The organism is Achromobacter sp. FW305-C-28 (genome assembly GCF_058783235.1).
Genome location: NZ_JBYSYL010000015.1, coordinates 1 through 20,998, shown reverse-complemented (window position 1 = coordinate 20,998; position 20,998 = coordinate 1). Strand labels below are relative to the sequence as shown.

Genomic DNA, 20,998 nt, shown 5'->3' with positions numbered 1-20,998 from the left:
CGCACTACGCGCTTAGCGAAATGCCTGGCTGGCTCAAGCAAGTTCTGCATCGCAGAATCTGCGCGAGGCCCCCGCCCGGCATCAGCCAGCCAGAACATCCTGGCCCGGCAATCTCTCTATAGCAAGTACCGCCAGCCCAGCAGGGCCGGCTGCGAATAAGCCCATTTACCTATTTAAGGAATACCCCATGTACGCGGTCGTAAAAACCGGTGGCAAGCAGTACCGTGTTGCCATTGGCGAAAAACTCAAGATAGAACAGATACCGGCAGACATTGGGCAAGAAATCACCCTGGATCAAGTGCTGTCCGTGGGCGAAGGCGACCAACTGAAAGTTGGCACGCCCCTCGTCTCGGGCGCCGTGATCAAGGCAACGGTTCTTGCGCAAGGCCGCCACGACAAGGTCAAGATCTTCAAGATGCGCCGTCGCAAGCACTACCAGAAGCGTCAGGGCCACCGTCAGAACTACACCGAAATCCGCATCGAAGCCATCACGGCTTAAGAAGCGACTCGGTACCACATTAGCAGGAGCTAAAAATGGCACAGAAAAAGGGCGGCGGCTCTACGCGAAACGGACGCGACTCAGAATCGAAGCGTCTGGGCGTCAAGGCTTTCGGCGGTGAACTGATTCCCGCTGGTTCGATCATCGTGCGTCAGCGCGGTACCCGTTTCCACGCTGGCGTGAACGTCGGCATGGGCAAGGACCACACCCTGTTCGCGCTGATCGACGGCAAGGTTCAATTCGGCTTCAAGGGCGCGTTGAACAAGCAAACCGTTTCGATCGTCGCCGCCGAGTAATCGGCATTCGCGTCCGCGGCCCTCGTGGCGGACGCAGCACGATCCGGCAAACGGCACGGTCGCTTCCTAGCGATCTGCCGCCAGCCAGAACGGCAAAAGCCCTGTCGCACGCGGCAGGGCTTTTTTCCTTCCGGGCCACCGCCACGCGGCGCAGCCTCTACATTCATACACGCGCAGACATCATGAAATTCGTAGACGAAGCCACCATTGAAGTCGTCGCCGGCAAAGGCGGCAATGGCGTGGCGAGCTTTCGCCGCGAAAAATTCATCCCCAAAGGCGGCCCGGACGGCGGCGACGGCGGACGCGGCGGCACGATCTACGCGGTCGCCGACCGCAACATCAATACGCTGATCGACTTCCGCTACGCGCGCCTGCATCGCGCCAAGGGCGGTGAAAACGGCCGCGGCTCGGACCAATACGGCGCCGCCGCTCCCGACATCACGCTGCGCGTGCCCGTGGGCACCATCATCCACGACGCCGAAACCGGCGAAGTCCTGTTCGACCTGAACACGCACGACCAGAAGGTCGTGCTGGCTGCGGGCGGCCAGGGCGGCATGGGCAACATCCACTTCAAGTCCAGCCTGAACCGCGCGCCCCGCCAATGGACGCCTGGCAAGGAAGGCGAACACCGCTACCTGCGCATGGAACTGAAGGTGCTGGCGGACGTGGGCCTGCTGGGCCTGCCCAACGCCGGCAAGTCCACGCTGATCACGCGCATCTCGAATGCCAAGCCGAAGATCGCGGACTACCCCTTCACCACCCTGCATCCCAACCTGGGCGTCGTGCGCACCTCGCCGTCGCGCAGCTTCGTCGTGGCCGACATTCCCGGCCTGATCGAAGGCGCTTCCGAAGGCGCGGGCCTGGGCCACCTGTTCCTGCGCCACCTGGCGCGCACCCGCGTGCTGCTGCACCTGGTGGACGTGTCCACCCCCGATCCGGACGCCGATCCCGTCGAGCAAGCCGTCAATGACGCGCGCGCCATCGTCGAAGAACTGCGCCGCTACGATCCGGAACTGGCTGACAAGCCGCGCTGGCTGATCCTGAACAAGCTGGACATGGTGCCCGATCCCGAAGACACCAAGCGCCGCTTCCTCGAGCTCTACAAATGGACGGGCCCCGTGTTCGCCATTTCCGGGCTGACGGGCGAAGGCACGCAGGACATGCTGTACGCGCTGCAAGACTACCTGGACGCCGAGCGCGAAAAGGAACACGTGTCGCAAGACCAGGCCGACGGCACCTACGTGGCGCCGGACCCCCGCTTCGACGACAAGCGTTCCGACGCCGACAAGCCTGCCGCGCCGCGTGGCGGTGACGAATAAGCCATAATCGCAGTCCTTCCGATTACGTCTTTTCTCGCCGCAGCCGGGCCCCAACATGTCTGCTGAATCACCCGCCGTTTCCGTCGTCACCCACGCCCAGCGCCTGGTCGCCAAAGTCGGCTCGTCGCTGGTCACCAACGAAGGCCGCGGCCTGGACCGCGCCGCCGTCGCCCACTGGGCCGCACAGATCGCTTCCCTGCACAAGCAGGGCAAGCAGATCGTGCTGGTTTCCAGCGGCGCCATCGCCGAGGGCATGGCGCGGCTGGGCTGGCGCAAGCGCCCGTCGGTCATGCACGAGCTGCAGGCCGCCGCCGCGGTAGGCCAGATGGGCCTGTGCCAGGCCTATGAAGCCGCCTTCGCCGAATACGGCCTGCGCACCGCGCAGATTCTGCTGACCCACGAAGACCTGGCCGATCGCCACCGCTACCTGAACGCGCGCAGCACCATCTTCGCGCTGCTGCGCCTGGGCGTGGTGCCCATCGTCAACGAGAACGACACGGTCGTCACCGACGAAATCCGCCTGGGCGACAACGACACGCTGGGCGCCCTGGTCACCAACCTGATCGAAGCCGACACGCTGATCATCCTGACGGACCAGCGCGGCCTGTACGACTCGGACCCCCGCAAGAATCCCGACGCCAAGTTCATGGCGCACGCCCAGGCCGGCGATGCGTCGCTCGAAGCCATGGCGGGCGGTGCCGGCAGCGGCATCGGCACCGGCGGCATGCTGACCAAGGTGCTGGCCGCCAAGCGCGCCGCGCACAGCGGCGCTCACACCATCATCGCCTCGGGCCGCGAACCCAATGTGCTGACCCGCCTGGCGCAAGGCGAATGCATCGGCAGCGAATTGCGCGCCGTGCTGCCGGTGTGGTCTGCCCGCAAGCAATGGCTGGCCGACCACCTGCGGCTGCGCGGCCGCGTCGTGCTGGACGACGGCGCCGTGCAGGCGCTGCTGCGCGAAGGCAAGAGCCTCTTGCCCATCGGCGTGGTCGAGGTCGAGGGCGAATTCGGTCGCGGCGACGTCGTCGCCTGCGTCGACAGCCAGGGCCGCGAATGCGCCCGCGGCCTGATCAATTATTCGTCTGCGGACACCCGCCGCATCCTGCGCCAGCCCTCGTCGCAGATCGCCCGCATCCTGGGCAGCATGACCGACCCCGAGCTCATGCACCGCGACAACCTGGTGGTGCTCTAGCAAGCCACTGCGCAGGCTGGCATGCGCCAGCCTGCCGCCCTATTCCAGCCGCCCTCTTCCTGCTCGCCCTGAACGCGTTCCCTTGCTGGCTTTGGGCTGCCCCCGCCTGACGGCTTGTGTCTAGCCCGGCTCTGCCCCGCCCTGCGGCAGCAGCATGTAGCCCCAGCCCCGCACCGCCAGCACCGGCAATTCGAAGTTGCGCCGCCGCGCCTTGGTGCGCAAGCGCGATACCAGGACATCCACGCGCCGCGCGCCGTCCTGGGGATCGCGCGCCGCGTCGGGAAAGAATCCTTCGCGGTGCAGGCATTGGCCCGGGGCGCCCAGCAAGCTGACAAAAAAAGCACGCTCGGTGTGCGTCAATGGCAGGCGCTCACCGTCCGGCCCGGCCAGCATGCGGCCCAATGCATCGACGCGCCACTGCGCCTGTCCGACGGGTGCAGGACGCGCGCCCCGGATCAGGTTGCGCAGCACGGCGTCCCATTCTTCATCCGTGGCGTTGGCGGGCACGCACGCATGCGCACCGGCATCCAGTGCGGCGATACGCGCTTGCGGGCAATCAGAAGGCGGCTGCCAGACCACCACAGTCGCAGGCGCGGCAACGCGCAGCGCCAGGATCAATGCTGGCAGATCTTGCCCGACACCGAACAGCACCACGGCATCCGCGGACTGGCGACGCAGGCGTGCCAGCAAATCGTCGGGCGACCCGTACAGGCTGACCCGCCAATGGAATTGGCGTAAGGTATGCACGAAGTTATTGCACGCTATTCCATCACGTTGCACGACGAGGACGTGACCTATTTCCTGCATGCGATCGTCTCCCCGAACTTATCACGTAAGTAATATTTATAGCTACCAAAGTGCCTACGGCGCAAGCTTCAATCGACGCGTGAAAACATTTTCAGACCGACTGAAGCATGCTCGTCTCTTGCGTGGCCACACGCAGAAGACCGTCGCACGCCTGGCGCGCCTCTCGCAAAGCGCGATCGGCAGCTATGAAAGCGGGTTGCGGCATTCCAGCCGCTCGCTGCGCAAACTGGCGCAAGTCCTGAAGGTCGAGCTCGAATGGCTCGAAACCGGCAAAGGCCCCATGGAGCTTCCCATGGAAGGCTACGATCTCACCGATACGCTGCCGCCTGTCAGTGGCATATCCGAATCGCTGCCACGCCCTGCTGGCCGCCGTCCGCGTCCGCAGGCGCCATGGCCGTTTCCCAACATTGCCCCCGCGCAGTTCGACACGCTGACCCCGGACGACCGGGCCATGCTCGAAGCCCTGACGCAGACCTTCATTGAAATGGCGCAAGCGCGCCGCGGCGTGAAACCCCGCGGCCGCAAGGCCGGCTGACCACGGCCCGCCCCCACCGCAGCAAGACAAAAAAAACCCGGCCAAGGCCGGGTTTCTTGCGCGTGGGCCCGATCAGGGCTTGGCGGGCGCCGGGGCCGGCGCGGCGCCTGCAGCCGGTGCGCTTTCGCCACGGATCTTGGCAGCGATGTCGGACGCGGCCTGGGCCGACGGCACGCCGAAGGCCAGCACGCCACGGTTCAGGGGCTCGCCGATTTTCGGGGCGGCGATCAACTCGCGGTCGATGACCAAGGCCAGCATGTTGCCAACGTTCTGGCTGCTGATCTCGTTGAGCTTGCGAGCGCCGGCTTCCGAGAAGCGCAGGCCAACGAAGTTGGCGCCTTGACGGTCGACCAGGGCGGCGGCTTCGGTCAGGTCTGCACGGGTCAGCGCCGGTTGCTGCTGCAGGTAGATCTTGCCATCCGGCAGGCTCAGTTCGACCAGGCCGGCGCCCGGCTGGGCCTGTGCCACATAGAACTCGACGATCGAAGCGGTAGCCGGTTGTTGGCCGGAAGGCTGCTGCTGGCCCGCCGTGTCGGGCGTGGCGGCGGCACCAGGTTTGGTCGGGGCGGTCTTGCAACCTGCAAGCGCAAGGGTCATGACGACCAGTGCAGGCGCCAATTTGCGTAGGGTCAGTTGCATGCTCGATTCCTTCTTAAGTGGACTGGAGCCGAAGGACTGACCCCCGGCTGACGGGAAAAAGTGTACAGAACATGTATGGCAGTGTCTCCGCAGTCTGATTCCAAATGTAAACCGGTACTACCGCCAGCGCCCTGACACGGAGCCGCCCCACATGCGCCTGCTGCTGTCCGCCGCGAGCCGCCCGTCTTACCGCGATGCAGCATCACCCCGCATTCGCCTGCCGCCCTGGCAGGCTCTATACTTCGCTTTCGCGCAGGGGTACTCGTCGCGCCATTACGGCCTGACGTGTTGAGAGAGTCCCTTCGTACCAGTACGGATAATGCCGATGCTGGGAGCCGTATTCCCGCCATGCCACGCATGGCGGGAGTCCATTCCCGATCGGCTCCAAACCATTCGCTTGGAGCTTTCCATGAACGCCAATCCCAAATTCCTGGCCGCCACCGCCGAAGTCGACGCGGCCGCGGTCGCCCCCTTGCCCAAATCCCGCCGGGTCTACGAAGTCGGTTCCCGCCCCGACATCCGCGTGCCCTTCCGCGAGATCGAGCAAGACGACACCCCCACCATGTTCGGCGGCGAAAAGAACCCGCCGCTGACCGTCTACGATTGCAGCGGTCCCTACACCGACCCGGACGCCAAGATCGACATCCGCCGCGGCCTGCCCGAACTGCGCCGCGCCTGGATCGAAGAGCGCGGCGACACGGAGGTGCTGTCGGGCCCCACCAGCGACTACGGCAAGGAACGCCTGACCGACCCCAAGCTGACGGCCATGCGCTTTGACCTGCAACGCCCGCCCCGCCGCGCGGTGGCCGGCGCCAACGTCTCGCAGATGCACTACGCCCGCCGCGGCATCATCACGCCGGAAATGGAATACGTGGCGATCCGCGAAAGCCTGCGCCGCGAGCACTACCTGCAAACGCTGCGCGACAGCGGCCCGGATGGCGAAAAGATGGTCAAGCGCCTCTTGCGCCAGCACCCCGGCCAATCGTTCGGCGCCGCCATCCCCGCCGCGATCACCCCGGAATTCGTGCGCGACGAAATCGCCCGCGGCCGCGCGATCATCCCCGCGAACATCAACCACCCCGAAGTCGAACCGATGGCCATCGGCCGCAACTTCCTGGTGAAGATCAACGCCAACATCGGCAACTCGGCCGTCAGCTCCGGCATCGGCGAAGAAGTCGAGAAGATGACCTGGGCGATCCGCTGGGGCGGCGACACCGTGATGGACCTGTCCACCGGCAAGCACATCCACGAAACCCGCGAATGGATCATCCGCAACTCGCCGGTGCCGATCGGCACGGTGCCGATCTACCAGGCGCTGGAAAAGGTCGACGGCAAGGCCGAAGAACTGACCTGGGAAATCTTCCGCGACACGCTGATCGAGCAGGCCGAACAAGGCGTGGACTACTTCACGATCCACGCAGGCGTGCGCCTGCCGTTCATCCCGATGACGGCCGACCGCATGACCGGCATCGTTTCGCGCGGCGGCTCGATCATGGCCAAGTGGTGTCTGGCGCACCACAAGGAAAGCTTCCTCTACGAGCGCTTCGAGGAAATCTGCGAAATCATGAAGGCCTACGACGTCAGCTTCTCGCTGGGCGACGGCCTGCGCCCGGGGTCGGGCTACGACGCGAACGACGAAGCCCAATTCGCTGAACTCAAGACGCTGGGCGAACTGACGCAAGTGGCCTGGAAGCACGACGTGCAGGTGATGATCGAAGGCCCCGGCCACGTGCCGATGCAGATGATCAAAGAAAACATGGAGCTGCAGCTGGAACACTGCCACGAGGCGCCGTTCTACACGCTGGGCCCCCTGACGACCGACATCGCCCCCGGCTACGACCACATCACGTCGGGCATCGGCGCGGCCCTCATCGGCTGGTACGGCACGGCCATGCTCTGTTATGTGACGCCCAAGGAACACCTGGGCCTGCCGAACAAGAAGGACGTGAAGGACGGCATCATCACGTACAAGATCGCCGCCCACGCCGCCGACCTGGCCAAGGGCCACCCCGGTGCCGCGATCCGAGACAACGCCCTGTCCAAGGCCCGTTTCGAATTCCGCTGGGACGACCAGTTCAACCTGGGCCTGGACCCGGACACGGCCAAGGAATTCCACGACGAGACGCTGCCCAAGGACTCGATGAAGGTGGCCCACTTCTGCTCGATGTGCGGCCCGCATTTCTGCAGCATGAAGATCACGCAGGACGTACGTGACTATGCGGCTGCCCAAGGCGTGAGCGAAAAGGACGCTTTGCAGAAAGGCATGCAGGAGAAGTCAGTTGAGTTCGTGAAGAAGGGGGCTGAGGTTTATCATCGGCAGTGATCTTTCGATCTTCGTTTGAAGCGCGTCTGGTGGAGTTCTTAAGTCGCGCTTGGCGGGGTCGGTGTGCGGTGGGCGGGGCTACGATTGCGGTCCGGAGCCTTCGCTCCGGACTTGCCTCGGCGGCCCCCCCCTTCCTCATCTTCGTTGTCGCCTCCGGCGACTGCCTTCAGATTCCGTCGGGCGCATCTAACGCCCCGCCCACCGAACACCGACCCCGCCAAGCGCTCACAATGGTGATTAGCCTCGGGCGCTGGGGCGGGTGGTGTGCTTGGCGTTTTAGCCACCATCACGGGGGGTGGCGGGGTGGGACGGTGCCCGCTTCGTGCCGGCCGCGCGGGCGGCCTTACGAGGCTTACGCGTCGTCTTGCGGGCGCCGATGCCGCTCTCGCGTGTTGGTGATGCTGCTGTTTTCTAGTGTGCGACGGCAACAGATCAGAAGACCGCCCAAGGCAATAGGTCAGCAGCTTGCCGCAACGGCCCCCCGATGAAAATCCAGCCAATCCACGCCGGCCTGCTACCGGCGCGGATGCCGTGGCGTTCCACGTCAGTGAGTAGCGCCTGATGGGCGGCGCGCGAGACGGTCAGCATGCGCAAGTCGGTACCTGCCGCGCCGCCCATCACCGCCCCACCCCCACGACGTGCGGACCAATAGCAAACCACTCTCCACCCGCGCGAAGCGCTCCCGCAACACTTTCTAGAAACGCAATGCCAAACGTGGCCGCCCGCGCGGCCGCGGCTTGGCGACCCTGTAGATCTCCTACCCTGACCACAGGTCCAGCTGCGTCACAAACCCAGACGCTCGTAGCCCCTTGCGGCGGCGGCATGCGGAGTGGGCAACCTCGATGCGCCCGAGGGAATCGGAAGGGAGCCGAAGGCGGACGACGATGACGAAGGGGGAGTCCGGCGCCGGCGCGCCGGACCGCAATCGTGGGCGCCCACTCCGCATGCCGCCGCCGCAAGGGGCGACCTACGAAGAACTGACCAACCCAAGCCACAACAACGAGACCCAACCCAAGAAGCAACAAACGACCGGCGAAGCAACAACCAACCCACAACGCCAAGCGTTAAAGCAACTTCCCAGGATTCATGATCCCCTTAGGATCCAACACCCGCTTGATCTCCCGCATCACCCGCAACTCCAACGCATCCTTGCTATGCAAGAAATGATCCCGCTTCAACTGCCCGATCCCGTGTTCAGCACTGATGCTTCCCCCGTACCGATTCACTTCATCCAGCACCGCATCTGTAATCGCCGCCCCGTGCTCTGCCACCCAGCCCTTGTCTGCACCCGCCGGCCTGGACAGGTTGTAGTGCAGGTTGCCGTCGCCGAAGTGGCCGAAGATGAACGGGCGCAGGTCCGGGTAGAGCGCGCGGATGCGAGCTTCGGCCGATGCCATGAAGTCCGGGATGCTTTCGATCGGCAGCGACACATCGTGCTTCAGGTGGGGGCCGTCCGCGCGTTGGGCTTCCGAGATCTCCTCGCGAAGTTTCCATAGCGCTTGCAGCTGCGCCAGCGATGCCGACACCGCCGCGTCCAGGCACAGGCCGCGTTCCAGCGCCGTGCCGATCACGTTTTCAAGCAGCGCCGTCAGCGCAGCCTCGTCTGCCGTGTCCGCCAGTTCCACCAGCACATAGGCCGGGTAGCGCTGGTCGAACGGTTCCTGGACGCCTGCCGCATGTGTCAGCACCAGGTCCAGGCAGTCGCCCGAGAAATACTCAAAGGCTTGCAGGCGCGCGCCGCATTGCTCGAACAGGATCTCGAACAGTTGCAGCGCCTGCGCGGGAGACTCGACCGCGGCCAGCACCACCGAGCGCACATCCGTGCGCGGGAACAGACGCAGCGCCACTGCCGTGATGACGCCCAACGAGCCTTCGGAGCCAATCAGCAATTGCTTCAGGTCGTAGCCCGTGTTGTCCTTGCGCAGCGTGCGCAGGCCGTTGAAGATCTCGCCGTTCGGCAGCACCGCTTCCAGGCCCAGCACCAGTTCGCGCGCCATCCCGTAACGCACCACGTTCACGCCGCCGGCATTGGTGGCGACATTCCCGCCGATCTGGCTGGAGTCTTCGGCGGCCAGGCTCAGCGGCAGCAGGCGGCTCGCGTCCTGCGCGGCGCGGCGCAGGTTGCCCAGGATGCAGCCGGCTTCGGCCACCATCGTGTTGGCCACCGTATCGATCGACCGAACCGCATTCATGCGGTCCAGGCTGAGCACCACGTTCACGGGTGCAGCGTCCGGCGTGGCGCCGCCGCACAGGCCCGTATTGCCGCCGCGCGGCACCACCGGTACGCCCGCCTCGTTGCAGATCGCCAGGCAGGTCGAGACCTCGGCCGTCGTGCGCGGGCGGACCACCGCCTGCGCGTGGCCGTTGTACAGGCCACGCCAGTCGGACAGCCACGGGGCGATGTCGGCCTGGGCGGTGTAGACGGTATCGGAACCCAGGGCCTGGACCAGGCGCTGTGCAATATCGGTTGAGCTCATGATGTCTATGGGGAAACGGGGAAAAGGGAATCGAGTTGCAGGCGGCCGGCGGCCTGGCGCAGGTGGCGCACCGCCATGGCGCGGGCGCCGTCGGCGTCGCGCGCTTGAATCGCGTCGAACACGGCCACGTGTTCCTGGTGCACCGCGTGGGTCATGCCTGCCTGGCGCCGGCTGTTCGAACGCGCGGTGCTGACGGCCAGGCGCAGTTGCAGGTTCAGGTATTGCAGCAAGTCTTGGTAGAACGGATTGTGCGTGGCGGTCGCGATGGCCAGGTGGAATGCAATGTCGTGTTCCACGCTGTGATCGGGATGATCCAGATCGCGTTCCAGGTCGGCCAGCGCGCGGGCCATGGCGTTCAGGTCGGCGGGGGTGCGACGCTGCGCGGCCAGGGCTGCGGCGCCGCCTTCCAGTTCCATGCGCAATTCGTAGACGTTGGCCAGTTGCTCACGGCTGACCGCGATATCGGCCGGCACCAGGAAGCCTTGCGTGCCCGTGCGCGACAGCACGACGCTGCCGGAACCCTGGCGGCTCTGGATCAGGCCTTGAGCGCGCAGGCGCTCGGTGACTTCGCGAATGACCGCGGCACTGACACCGTATTGCCCGGCCAGCAACCGGCCCGGCGGCAGCTTGGCGCCCACGGGGTAGGCACCCTGGGCAATGTCGTCGGCAATCTGGCGGGCGACCTGTTCGGTCAGGGTAAGGGTCTTGGTCAGCATGGCGCCGCCAGTATATCGCAGACTTTTCAGGTTATCTGATAACTTTGAAGAACATGGGCCATCCGAGGAATGGGCTACCCAGTTAGTCGACGCAAGGCGATGGATATGGCACGCCGCATGCCGCTGCCAGAGGCGGGCCCGTGGGGCACCGCCGCTGCCCTCACGCGGCGGCGGCAGCCCCGCCGGCCTCGGCCTCTTCCAGCTCCGGCGCCCCCGCCACGGCGCAGCGGCGGCCGCCCCGGGCCTTGGCGCGATACAACGCCGCATCCGCCGAGTCCAGCACCGATTGGGCTTTGCGGTTGGCACCGGAAATGAGGGAGATGCCGATGGACAGCCCCACGCTGACGCGCGTGCCGTCGGCCAGGGTGATGGGCTGCGTGGCGTCGCGAAGCAGATGGTTGCCCAGGCGCAGCGCCGCCGTGGCGTCGATGCCGGTGGCCAGCACGATGAATTCGTCGCCGCCAATGCGGGCGGCCACGTCGTCCACCCGCAGCATGGCGCGCATGCGCTGCGCGATGATTTTCAGCACATGGTCGCCGGCCGCGTGGCCGTGCGTGTCATTGATGATCTTGAAATCATCCATGTCCATGTAGAACAGCGCGGCCGCGCTGTCGTGCTCGCGCGCGCTGGTGCAGATGCGTTCCAGCGCGGCTTCCAGCCCGGCGCGGTTGGCCAGGCCGGTCAAGGCGTCCTGGCTGGCGCGGCGCTCGTTCTCACGCTCGGCCAGCATGGTCGACACCAGGATGCGCCGCAGCCGCTGCGACGCGATGCTCATGCTGACCAGGTAGAACGGAATCTGGATGAAGACGATCGCCGTGACGATTTCACCGGCGAACAGCGCCCCCAGGCACATCGGGCCGAGGCTCAGGAAGATCATCGCGGCGACCAGCCGCGGCGCGCCGTAATTGCGAAAGCAGATGCCGCCGGCCATGGCGCCGCAGGAGACCCCGGCCAGCGTGGCCGCCAGCCAGTCGTGGTTCAGGAACGTGATGAACACCCCATAGCCCACACTGAACGCCCATAGCAGGGCCAGCAGGATGTAGATGTCGGTGTGGGTATTGCCGCCGCGCGCGGCGTTGCGCAAGGCCGACCGCAGGATCGTGACGCGCACGAGGGCCAGCACGATTTCCAGGACCAGCCACGAGATATAGAGCGGCTCGGGGCGTCGCCAGGTCACGACGCCGGAGATCATCAGGGTATTGATGACACCACCGGCAAAGATGGGCAAGGTGCCGAACAGGCTGGCGATCAAGGCGACGCGGATATCCGCGGGAGTATCCTGCCCGGAATGCGTCAACCAACGGGTCAGCCGCCACTTGGGCAGGCTGAAGCTCAATCCTGCAGTTTCCACACCGTCACGTCCAAAGCTGCCTGTCCTTATGCGATAGGCTGGCTGGCGTTATAGCAGGTATTTCAAACCTTTAATATTGTCCGCAAGGGCAATGCCTTCCGGATTTTAGGGGGACGGAATGTCCGCGCTCCCCCCGGCTCAGTGGCCGCGATGGCCGCAGACCGTGCATTCCGGATCGCGCTGCACATTGACGCTGCGCCACTGCATCGTGCGCACGTCCAGCCACAGCAGGCGCCCGGACAGGCTTTCGCCCACGCCCGAAAGCAGCTTCAGGGCCTCGGCGGCCTGCATGCTGCCGATGATGCCCACCACGGGCGCAAACACGCCCATGGTGGCGCAATTGGCTTCTTCGACGTCGTCGGCTTCGGGGAACAGGCAGTGATAGCACGGCGCGTTGTCGTCGCGCAGGTCGTACACGCTGACCTGGCCGTCGAAACGGATGGCCGCGCCCGACACCAGCGGCTTGCGATGCTGCACGCAGGCGCGGTTGATGGCGTGGCGGGTGGTGAAGTTGTCGGTGCAATCCAGCACCAGGTCGGCCTGCGCCACCGCGTCGGACAGGGCCTGGCCCTGCAGGCGCTCGATGCGGGCATGCACGCGGGCCTGGGGATTGAACGCGCCCAGCATGTCGCGGCCCGATTCGGCCTTGGGCCGGCCGACGCTGGCCGTGGTGTGGAGGATCTGGCGTTGCAGGTTGCTCAGTTCGACGACATCGTCATCGGCCAGCGTGATGTCGCCGACACCGGCCGTGGCCAGGTAGAGCGCGGCAGGCGAACCCAGTCCGCCCGCCCCTATGATAAGCACACGCGCCGCCAGCAGCTTTTCCTGCCCTTCGATACCCAGCTCGTCGAGCAGGATGTGACGGGCGTAGCGCAGCAGTTGCTCGTCGTTCATTTGTCCTTGCTGGGCTCGACTCCGGTCGGCGTGATCTTCATGCGCTGGGTGTTGCCCGTACCAGGCTTGGCATCCGCCTTGGCCTGGGCGCGGGCCGTGCCCTTCTGCACCGGCTTGCCGGCCAGCACGTTCAGCGCCTGTTGCAGCTGGAAGTCGTCTTTGCCGCCGAATTCGAACACCTTGGTCGGAACGTCGACGTTGTCCTGGTCGGAGTTGGACTTCACTTCGTTGGACGTGCCCGGGTTGGACAGGTGGCGTTGCAGGTCGGCTTCGCGCGGCAGGCGGAACAGGTCGCCATCGGCGGTATCGGCCACGACGTAGTCGGGCTCGATGCCGGTCGCCTGGATCGAACGGCCGCTGGGCGTGAAGTAACGCGACGTGGTGAGTTTGACCGCGGTGGTTTCGGACAGCGGCAGGATCACCTGCACCGAGCCCTTGCCGAAGGTACGATTGCCCAGCACCTTGGCGCGCTTGTGATCTTGCAGCGCACCCGCCACGATTTCCGAGGCCGAGGCAGAACCGACGTTGACCAGCACCACCATCGGCACCGTCTTGGTCCAGGCCGGCAGGCCCGACAGGTAGTTGCTTTCGCCACGCGCGTATTCCGACGGCGTCGCCAGGTACTTGTGGCGAGCATCCGGCGTACGGCCGTCGGTCGAGACCACCAGGGCATCGGACGGCAGGAACGCGCCGGACACACCGATGGCGCTGGTCAAGAGGCCGCCCGGGTCATTGCGCAGGTCCAGCACCAGGCCCTTGGGGGCTTCCTTGGCGCCCAGGTCCTTGAGCTGCTTGGCCAAGTCGACGCCCGTCTTTTCCTGGAACTGGGCGATGCGCACGTAGGCCACGTTGTTGTCCAGCATCTTGCTGCGCACGCTGCGCACCTTGATGATGTCGCGAACGATCTTGAGCACGATCGGCTGGGGCCGATCGGCGCGCATGATGGTCAGCGTGATGGGCGACTTGGGCGCGCCGCGCATGAGCTTGACGGCGTCGTTCAGCGACATGCCCTTGGTGGGCGTGTCGTCGATCTTGATGATCAGGTCGCCGGCCATGACGCCTGCGCGCGCGGCGGGCGTGTCTTCGATGGGCGAGATGACCTTGACGAAGCCGTCTTCGGCGCCGACCTCGATGCCCAGGCCGCCAAATTCGCCTTGCGTGGCCGTCTGCATTTCACGGAATGCGTCGGCGTCCAGGTAGGCGGAGTGCGGGTCCAGGTTCGACACCATGCCCGAGATGGCATTGTCGATCAGGGTCTTGTCGTCGACGGATTCGACGTAGTTGTTCTTGATCGCGGCAAAGACGTTGCTCAGTTGCCTGAGTTCGTCCAGGGGCAGGGGGCTACCGCGCTGGGCGACAGCCGTCACGCCCACGCTGAGCAAGACACCTGCCACCGCACCGATGGCAATCAGACCGAAACCGCGAAACTTGCGAGTGCTCATGCACACTTCCCGAATTTGTTTTCGCCGATGAGGGTTTGGCGAGGGTTTGGCTGTACCAGCCCCTTTACTGCTTTACTGCGCCAGCCACTGGGCCGGATCCACAGGAGCGCCACGATGGCGAATTTCAAAGTATAGGCCGGATTCCACTTGGCCGCCGGTCGCGCCGACCGTAGCAATAGTATCCCCTGCCGCGACGGAATCGCCCACCCGTTTGAGCAGGCTTTGGTTGTAAGCATAGACGGTCAGGTATTGCTGCCCATGATCCACAATGATGAGGTTGCCGAAACCCCGCAGCCAATCGGCGTAGACCACCGTGCCGGGGGCCACCACCTTGACGGGCGTGCCTTCGGCCGCGCGCAGCACCACGCCCCGCCAAACGCCGCCGTCCGGGCGATCGACCCCGAAACGACCCTGCACCTGCCCCCGCACCGGCGCGGCCAGGCCATGGCGCAAGCCGTTGCCACCGCCCACGGGCGGCGCCGCGCGCTGAGCCGGCTGGGCGGATGCACTACGGGTTGGAGGGGCTTCCTCCTCAACTGGTTCCGCCTTTTTGGGGGGTTCCGCGGGTTTTACCGGAGGCGGCGTCTCGGCCGGGCCGGTCAGGCGCGTCTGGCGCTGTTCAGCTGGGCGCAAGCCGGCGGCATCGGGGTCGGCCACGGCGACGGGACCGCGGGATTGCCGCGATGCGGCTTCGACCTGCTCGCGCGCCTCGGCGGCTTCGCGGGCCTCGCGGGCGGTACGGTCGCGGCGGGCGTTGTCGGCCGCGGCCTTGTCGGCGGCCAGCTTGCGGTCAGCCTCGGCTTTCTTGCGGGCTTCGTCCGCGCGGCGGTCGGCTTCGGCCTTTTTGCGGGCCTCTTCGGTGCGGCGGGCTTCCTCTGCGCGGCGCACTTCTTCGGCGCGGCGCCGCGCTTCTTCTGCTTTACGGGCCTCTTCGGCCTGTTTGACGATGGCCGCGTCCAGATCGGTGATCAGGCGCGACAGGCGCTGGTCGTCGCGCCCCAGCTTGTTGGCTTCGGCGCGCTGGGCGGCGATCTGCCCTTCCAGTTGTGCCAGCAAGGTGGCGCGGGCCTTTTGCTGGCCCACCAGCGCGGTCTTTTGTTCGGAGGTCTCGGCCACGCCCTTTTCGATCTCGGCGCGGCGGGCATCCGCCCGGCCTTGCAAGGCGGCCAGCCGGTCGATATCGGCCCGCAGCGCGTCGACGGCGCGGGCGCGGGCCTGCGACACATAGTCGAGATAGCCGAGGTTGCGGCCCAGCACCTGGGGATCGTCGCCCGACAGCAGCGCCGTCCAGGGCGACAGGCCGCTGGTGTACTGGGTGCGCAACTGGCCGGCCAGTTCCACGCGGCGTTTGGCCAGCACGGTCTGTTGCGCGGAGATCTGCTTTTCCAGGCTGGACAGGTCCGCCGTGGCCTGGCGGTTGGCGTCAGCCAGTTCCTTCAGACGCAGATTGATCTTGGAAATTGCAGATTCAGACTGTTTCAGCGCGTCGGCGGCCTCTTTGCGGGCCGCCTCGCGCGTGTCGATATCCTTTTGCAGGTTATCGATGCGGTCGCGCAGCTGGGCCTGCTGTTTTTCAGCCTCGGACTGGCGACCGGCGAGGTCGTTGGGCGCGGCGCGCGCCGACAGCGCTCCGCCGGCCAGCATGACCGCCAACAACAACCCCGCCATGCGCACCATGGATATCAGTCCTTCTTAGCCTTGCCTTGGGCCGCGACCGCGGCCATGGCCGCCTCGATCTCGGCGGCGTCGCCCAGATAATAGTGGCGGATGGGACGCAGGTCATCATCCAATTCATACACCAGCGGTTGCCCGGTGGGGATGTTCAGGTTGACGATGTCGTCGTCCGAGACGTTGTCCAGGTGCTTGATCAGGGCGCGCAGGCTGTTGCCGTGGGCGGCGATCAGGACCTTGCGGCCGGCCCGGATGGCGGGAGCGATGGAATCGTTCCAGAATGGCAGCACGCGTTCCACGGTGTCTTTCAGGCACTCGGTGGCCGGCAGTTGGTCGGCCGGAATCTTGGCGTAACGGCTGTCGAAACGGGGGTGGCGTTCGTCGTCCAGCGACAGCGGGTTGGGCGCAATGGCGTAGGCACGGCGCCAGATCAGCACCTGCTCGTCGCCGTACTTGGCGGCGGTCTCGGCCTTGTTCAGGCCTTGCAGGGCGCCGTAGTGGCGCTCGTTCAGGCGCCAGTTCACGCCCACCGGGGTGTACATGGCGTCCATGGCGTCCAGGGCAATCCACAGGGTGCGGATGGCGCGCTTGAGCACCGACGAGTAGGCCAGGTCGAAGGTGTAGCCTTCTTTCTTGAGCAATTCGCCCGCCTTGCGGGCCTGTTCACGGCCCGTGTCGGTCAGGTCGACGTCGGTCCAGCCGGTGAAACGATTTTCAAGATTCCACTGGCTTTCGCCGTGGCGCATGAGGACAAGTTTATGCATGGTTTGGCACGCTTGTAACGCGGGTTAAAGTGAGGGAATGCGCTCATTTTATAATTGAGCGATTTTGCCCTTGATTTTGCCCCGGCGCACCCGTCGATTTCCCGGCGCGGCGCTTCAGGGTTCGCCTTTACCAGGCTAGACGCCGCACTTCAGGATGCCCCGTGGACCTTCTGCAATTCTTGCTCGATAAAAACAACATCTTCATTGTCGCCGTAACCCTCGTTTCGGGCGTCATGCTGGCCATCCCGGCCCTGCGCAAGGGCCGTACCGGCTCGGCCGTGAGCACCACGGAAGCCATCCAGATGGTCAACCAGCGCCAGGCCGTCTGGGTCGACGTGCGCCCCGCCGAACAATTCCAGGCCGGCCACATCGCCCAGGCTCGCAGCCTGCCGGCCGCCGACCTGGAACAAAAGATCGCTTCACTGCCCAAGAACAAGCCGCTGGTCGTGGTTTGCGACAATGGCCGCGATTCGGCCCGCGCCGCCACCAAGCTGCGCGCCCAGGGCTTCGCCGACGTCGTGCCGCTGGAAGGCGGCATGCGCGCCTGGCTGGCCGCCAGCCTGCCGGTCACCCAGAAGGGTTGAACCGGCGCGGCGCGCCCCCACCTTACCGATAGAATCCGCCTGGAGCGCCTATGAATAAAGTTGTCATGTACAGCAAGGACTATTGTCCCTATTGCGCCCGCGCCAAGGCGCTGCTGGAGCAGCGCGGCGTGACTGACCTGGAAATCATCCAGATCGACCGGGAACCCGGCCAGCGCGATCTCATGATCGAACGCACCGGCCGGCGCACCGTGCCGCAGATCTTCATCGGCGATACCCATGTCGGCGGTTGCGACGACCTGATGGCCCTGGACCGCTCGGGCGGCCTGGCCCCCTTGCTCAACGGCTGAGCGCCCCGGCCCATCGCCCCTTTTTGCCCCCTCCCACCAACGGAAACACTCATGGCTGATCAAGACCAAAACACCCAGCAAGAAGGCGGCAACGACGCGCCCTCGTTCAATCTGCAACGCGTCTACCTGAAAGACCTTTCGCTGGAAATGCCGAATGCGCCGCACGTCTTCCTGGAGCAAGAAGCGCCCCAGGTTGAAGTGAGCATCACCGTGGGCGGCCAGCGCCTGGCCGAAACCGTGTTCGAAACCACGGTCACCGTCACCGTCACCACCCGCGTCAACGACAAGGTCGTGTACCTGGTCGAAGGCACGCAGGCCGGCATCTTCGAAGCCGCCAACATCCCCGAAGAGCAGCTCGACCCGCTGCTGGGCATCGTTTGCCCGACCATGCTGTACCCGTACCTGCGCGCCAACATCGCCGATGCGATCACCCGCACCTCGATGCCGCCGCTGCACCTGACCGAAGTCAACTTCCAGGCCCTGTACGAACAACGCCTGGCCGAACTGCAGCAGCAGCAAAGCAATGCCAACGGCAATGGCAGCGACTCGGGCATCATCCTGCCCGCCAGCGCCACCCGCCAGTAAGGCACGCCGCGGCACCCCATGAAACTACCCAATCCGCCCAGCCTGCGCGTCGCCGTCCTGGGCGCGGGTAGCTGGGGCACCGCGCTGGCGGCGGCCGCAAGCCGCCGCCACCCCACCGTACTGTGGGCCCGCAATCCCGCACAAGCCGCCGACATGGCTGCTCGTCGCGAAAACGCGCGCTACCTGCCCGGCATCGCCCTGCCCCAGTCGCTGGACATTTCTTCCGACCTGGACGCCACGCTGCACAGCCTGCAGCAAGCCGGCGCCACCCCCTTGATCGTGCTGGGCGTACCCGTGGCCGGCCTGGCCGCCACCTGCGCTGAACTCTCGCGCCGCCTGCCCGAATTGGGCCTGCAAGACACCCCCATCGTCTGGACGTGCAAAGGCTTCGAAGCCGACACGGCCAGGCTGCCCCACGAAATCATCCGCGAAGCCCTGCCCGGCGCCATTGGCGGCGCCCTGTCCGGCCCGTCCTTCGCCCGCGAGGTCGCGCAAGGGTTGCCCGTTGCCCTCACCGTCGCCAGCGACAACGCCGCGCTGCGCGCCGCCACCACCCAGGCCTTTCACGGCGCCGCGCTGCGCGTCTACGCCAGCAGCGACCTGGTCGGCGTGGAAGTCGGCGGCGCCCTCAAGAACGTCATTGCCGTGGCCTGTGGCATCGGCGACGGCCTCGCCTTGGGCACCAACGCCCGCGCCGCCCTCATCACCCGCGGCCTGGCCGAAATGACCCGCTTCGGCGTCGCGCTGGGCGCGCAGGCCGAAACCTTCGCCGGCCTCACCGGCCTGGGCGACCTGGTGCTGACCGCCACGGGCGAACTCTCGCGCAACCGCCGCGTGGGCCTGGAAATCGGCGCCGGCCGCAAACTGGCCGACATTCTCGCCAGCGGCATCACCGCCGAGGGCGTGCGCTGCGCCCGCGCCGCCCTGGAACGTGCGCGCGCCATCAACGTCGAGCTACCGATCACCGAGGCCGTCTGCGCCGTGCTGTTCGACGGCGTAGCCCCCATGACCGCCGTGTCCGCCCTGCTGGCGCGCAACGCCCGCGACGAACAAAGCGACGGCGGCGGCTGATTCCCGCCCGCCGCCAGGCCCCCTTCCCGTCCAAGAACAACACGACGCACGACACCCCAGGAGACATCCTTCATGACGCAAACCCGCAAATTCCGGGTCGGCCCTCTGCTGCGCGGCCTTTGCCTGAGCCTCGCGGCGATCCTGCCCGCCGCCGCCCACGCCGATTGGCCCGAACGCCCCATCCACATGGTGGTGCCGTTCCCGCCCGGCTCGTCGCCCGACATCCTCGCGCGCACGATCTCGGAACCGCTGGCCCAGGCACTGGGACAACCCATCGTCATCGACAACAAGCCCGGCGCCGGCGGCAACATCGGCACCCGCATCGTCACCCAGGCCAAGCCCGACGGCTACACCCTGCTCTACACCATCAACGGCCCCCTGGTCACCGCCCCCACGCTCTACAAAAAGACCCTGGGCTACGACCCCCTCAATGACCTGGCTCCCGTGACCCTGGTCGGCACCAGCCCCAACGTGCTGGCCGTACCCGGCAACCTGAAGAACGTCAACAACGTCCAGGACTTCGTCAAGATGGTCAAGGAACACGGCAGCTCGCTGAACTACGGCTCCGTCGGCCCCGGCAGCTCGGCCCACCTGGCCATGGAAATGTTCAAGGAACGCGCCGGCATCGACATGGCGCACATCCCCTACGCCGGCTTCCCGCAGGTCATCAGCGCCATCATCGGCGGCGACATCCAGGCCGGCTTCATGGTCCCCGCCATCGCCATGCCTCAGACCCGCGACGGCAAAGTCGAAGTCCTGGCCGTCACCAGCCTGCAGCCCAGCGACACCCTGCCCGGCATCCCCACCATGGCCGCCCAGGGCTACCCCGACTTCGAAGCCATCTCCTGGAACGCCATCCTGGCCCCCGCCGAAACCCCGATGCCCATCATCGACCGCCTGAACAGCGAACTGACCCGCATCATCAACAGCGACACGGTCCGCAAGCAGATGGCCCTGCAATACTTCACCCCCGTCCCCTCCACCCCAGAAGCCCTGACTGTCCGCATCCAGGACGAAAAGGCCCGCTGGGACCAGGTGATCCAAAAGCTGAACCTCTCCCTAGACTAGGCCTGGCGGCCGACCCGCACGGGCCGGCCCACTCCCCCCACCAGCGCGCAGCGCACCCCCGCCGACGCAAGACACCGCGTAAGCCGAGCAAGGCCGCCCGCGCGGCCGGCACGAGGCGGGCCCCGCAAACCGCTCCAACCCCAAACGATCTAGGCCATCACGCCAAGCACACCGCCCGCCCCAACAACCGGCAGTAAGGCACATCAAGAGCGCGTGACGGGGCAGGCGGGTGAGGGCGGGGCGTGTAGATTGCGTCCGACGGAATCGGAAGGGAAGGCCGAAGGCCTGGACGACGATGAGGACGGGGCAGTCCGGAGCGAAGGCTCCGGACCGCAATCGTAGCCCCGCCCTCACCCGCCTGCCCCGTCACGCGCGGCTCAGAGCCTGTCCGTATTTTCGTGGGCGAGGCGTTTTAAAAGTTGTTATCCATGCGCCGCAGTAAACCGTTCACCGAACA

General features: G+C 66.0%; 20 protein-coding genes. 11 read left to right on the top strand and 9 right to left on the bottom strand.

Features of this window, described 5'->3' with window-relative positions:
* The first annotated feature begins 187 nt into the window (after positions 1-187).
* From rplU to proB, 4 genes are all read left to right on the top strand, one after another.
* Positions 188-499 carry a 50S ribosomal protein L21 gene (gene rplU / locus AC3WMR_RS27200; RefSeq protein WP_025138401.1) on the top strand — a complete coding sequence of 104 codons (312 nt, stop codon included), beginning with the start codon at positions 188-190 and terminating at the stop codon, positions 497-499.
* Between the two features lie 35 nt (positions 500-534).
* The gene (gene rpmA / locus AC3WMR_RS27195) at positions 535-795 is read left to right on the top strand and encodes a 50S ribosomal protein L27 (protein WP_006216229.1); all 261 of its coding nucleotides are present in this window, start codon (positions 535-537) and stop codon (positions 793-795) included.
* Between the two features lie 182 nt (positions 796-977).
* Positions 978-2,114 carry a GTPase ObgE gene (obgE, locus tag AC3WMR_RS27190; protein ID WP_492266213.1) on the top strand — a complete coding sequence of 379 codons (1,137 nt, stop codon included), beginning with the start codon at positions 978-980 and terminating at the stop codon, positions 2,112-2,114.
* A 55-nt stretch (positions 2,115-2,169) separates the two neighbouring features.
* The gene (gene proB, locus AC3WMR_RS27185) at positions 2,170-3,306 is read left to right on the top strand and encodes a glutamate 5-kinase (RefSeq protein WP_025138399.1); all 1,137 of its coding nucleotides are present in this window, start codon (positions 2,170-2,172) and stop codon (positions 3,304-3,306) included.
* Positions 3,307-3,426: 120 nt separating this feature from the next.
* Here proB and AC3WMR_RS27180 read toward each other — a convergent pair whose 3' ends face one another.
* A complete protein-coding gene (locus AC3WMR_RS27180; RefSeq protein ID WP_492266212.1) occupies positions 3,427-4,053 on the bottom strand; it encodes a winged helix-turn-helix domain-containing protein in 627 nt (208 codons plus the stop codon).
* A gap of 139 nt (positions 4,054-4,192) precedes the next feature.
* Here AC3WMR_RS27180 and AC3WMR_RS27175 point away from each other — a divergent pair, with 139 nt between their 5' ends.
* Positions 4,193-4,648, top strand: a complete 456-nt coding sequence (locus AC3WMR_RS27175; RefSeq protein ID WP_492266211.1) for a helix-turn-helix domain-containing protein — start codon at positions 4,193-4,195, stop codon at positions 4,646-4,648.
* Positions 4,649-4,720: 72 nt separating this feature from the next.
* On the opposite strand, the gene AC3WMR_RS27170 is transcribed toward AC3WMR_RS27175, so the two are convergent.
* Positions 4,721-5,287, bottom strand: a complete 567-nt coding sequence (locus AC3WMR_RS27170; RefSeq protein ID WP_492266210.1) for a SecDF P1 head subdomain-containing protein — start codon at positions 5,285-5,287, stop codon at positions 4,721-4,723.
* A gap of 409 nt (positions 5,288-5,696) precedes the next feature.
* Here AC3WMR_RS27170 and thiC point away from each other — a divergent pair, with 409 nt between their 5' ends.
* The gene (gene thiC / locus AC3WMR_RS27165; protein ID WP_025138395.1) at positions 5,697-7,610 is read left to right on the top strand and encodes a phosphomethylpyrimidine synthase ThiC; all 1,914 of its coding nucleotides are present in this window, start codon (positions 5,697-5,699) and stop codon (positions 7,608-7,610) included.
* Between the two features lie 1,064 nt (positions 7,611-8,674).
* Here the strand turns inward: thiC and AC3WMR_RS27160 are convergent.
* The 7 genes from AC3WMR_RS27160 to gpmA form a co-directional block, all read right to left on the bottom strand.
* Positions 8,675-10,087: an FAD-binding oxidoreductase gene (locus AC3WMR_RS27160; protein ID WP_492266209.1), complete on the bottom strand. Its 1,413-nt coding sequence runs from the start codon at positions 10,085-10,087 to the stop codon at positions 8,675-8,677.
* Between the two features lie 5 nt (positions 10,088-10,092).
* Positions 10,093-10,803 carry a FadR/GntR family transcriptional regulator gene (locus AC3WMR_RS27155; protein WP_492266208.1) on the bottom strand — a complete coding sequence of 237 codons (711 nt, stop codon included), beginning with the start codon at positions 10,801-10,803 and terminating at the stop codon, positions 10,093-10,095.
* A gap of 160 nt (positions 10,804-10,963) precedes the next feature.
* Positions 10,964-12,139, bottom strand: a complete 1,176-nt coding sequence (locus tag AC3WMR_RS27150; protein WP_492266207.1) for a diguanylate cyclase — start codon at positions 12,137-12,139, stop codon at positions 10,964-10,966.
* A 153-nt stretch (positions 12,140-12,292) separates the two neighbouring features.
* Complete coding sequence (locus AC3WMR_RS27145; RefSeq protein WP_492266206.1) at positions 12,293-13,048, bottom strand: HesA/MoeB/ThiF family protein; 756 nt, start codon at positions 13,046-13,048, stop codon at positions 12,293-12,295.
* Positions 13,045-14,490: a S41 family peptidase gene (locus AC3WMR_RS27140; protein WP_492266205.1), complete on the bottom strand. Its 1,446-nt coding sequence runs from the start codon at positions 14,488-14,490 to the stop codon at positions 13,045-13,047. Before AC3WMR_RS27140 ends, AC3WMR_RS27145 begins: the two co-directional genes overlap by 4 nt.
* Before the next feature lie 72 nt (positions 14,491-14,562).
* Complete coding sequence (locus AC3WMR_RS27135; protein WP_492266204.1) at positions 14,563-16,167, bottom strand: murein hydrolase activator EnvC family protein; 1,605 nt, start codon at positions 16,165-16,167, stop codon at positions 14,563-14,565.
* A gap of 5 nt (positions 16,168-16,172) precedes the next feature.
* The gene (gene gpmA, locus AC3WMR_RS27130; protein ID WP_025138388.1) at positions 16,173-16,925 is read right to left on the bottom strand and encodes a 2,3-diphosphoglycerate-dependent phosphoglycerate mutase; all 753 of its coding nucleotides are present in this window, start codon (positions 16,923-16,925) and stop codon (positions 16,173-16,175) included.
* Positions 16,926-17,086: 161 nt separating this feature from the next.
* Here gpmA and AC3WMR_RS27125 point away from each other — a divergent pair, with 161 nt between their 5' ends.
* The 5 genes from AC3WMR_RS27125 to AC3WMR_RS27105 all read left to right on the top strand — a co-directional run bounded on the left by AC3WMR_RS27125 (position 17,087) and on the right by AC3WMR_RS27105 (position 20,541).
* On the top strand, positions 17,087-17,509 hold the full coding sequence (locus tag AC3WMR_RS27125; protein ID WP_175191588.1) for a rhodanese-like domain-containing protein: 423 nt from the start codon (positions 17,087-17,089) through the stop codon (positions 17,507-17,509).
* A 50-nt stretch (positions 17,510-17,559) separates the two neighbouring features.
* The gene (grxC, locus tag AC3WMR_RS27120; RefSeq protein WP_025138386.1) at positions 17,560-17,817 is read left to right on the top strand and encodes a glutaredoxin 3; all 258 of its coding nucleotides are present in this window, start codon (positions 17,560-17,562) and stop codon (positions 17,815-17,817) included.
* A gap of 51 nt (positions 17,818-17,868) precedes the next feature.
* Positions 17,869-18,402 carry a protein-export chaperone SecB gene (secB, locus tag AC3WMR_RS27115; RefSeq protein ID WP_049076759.1) on the top strand — a complete coding sequence of 178 codons (534 nt, stop codon included), beginning with the start codon at positions 17,869-17,871 and terminating at the stop codon, positions 18,400-18,402.
* A gap of 18 nt (positions 18,403-18,420) precedes the next feature.
* Positions 18,421-19,473, top strand: coding sequence for an NAD(P)H-dependent glycerol-3-phosphate dehydrogenase (locus AC3WMR_RS27110; RefSeq protein WP_492266203.1), 1,053 nt, complete (start codon positions 18,421-18,423; stop codon positions 19,471-19,473).
* A 72-nt stretch (positions 19,474-19,545) separates the two neighbouring features.
* A complete protein-coding gene (locus tag AC3WMR_RS27105) occupies positions 19,546-20,541 on the top strand; it encodes a Bug family tripartite tricarboxylate transporter substrate binding protein (RefSeq protein WP_492266202.1) in 996 nt (331 codons plus the stop codon).
* Positions 20,542-20,998: the final 457 nt, after the last annotated feature.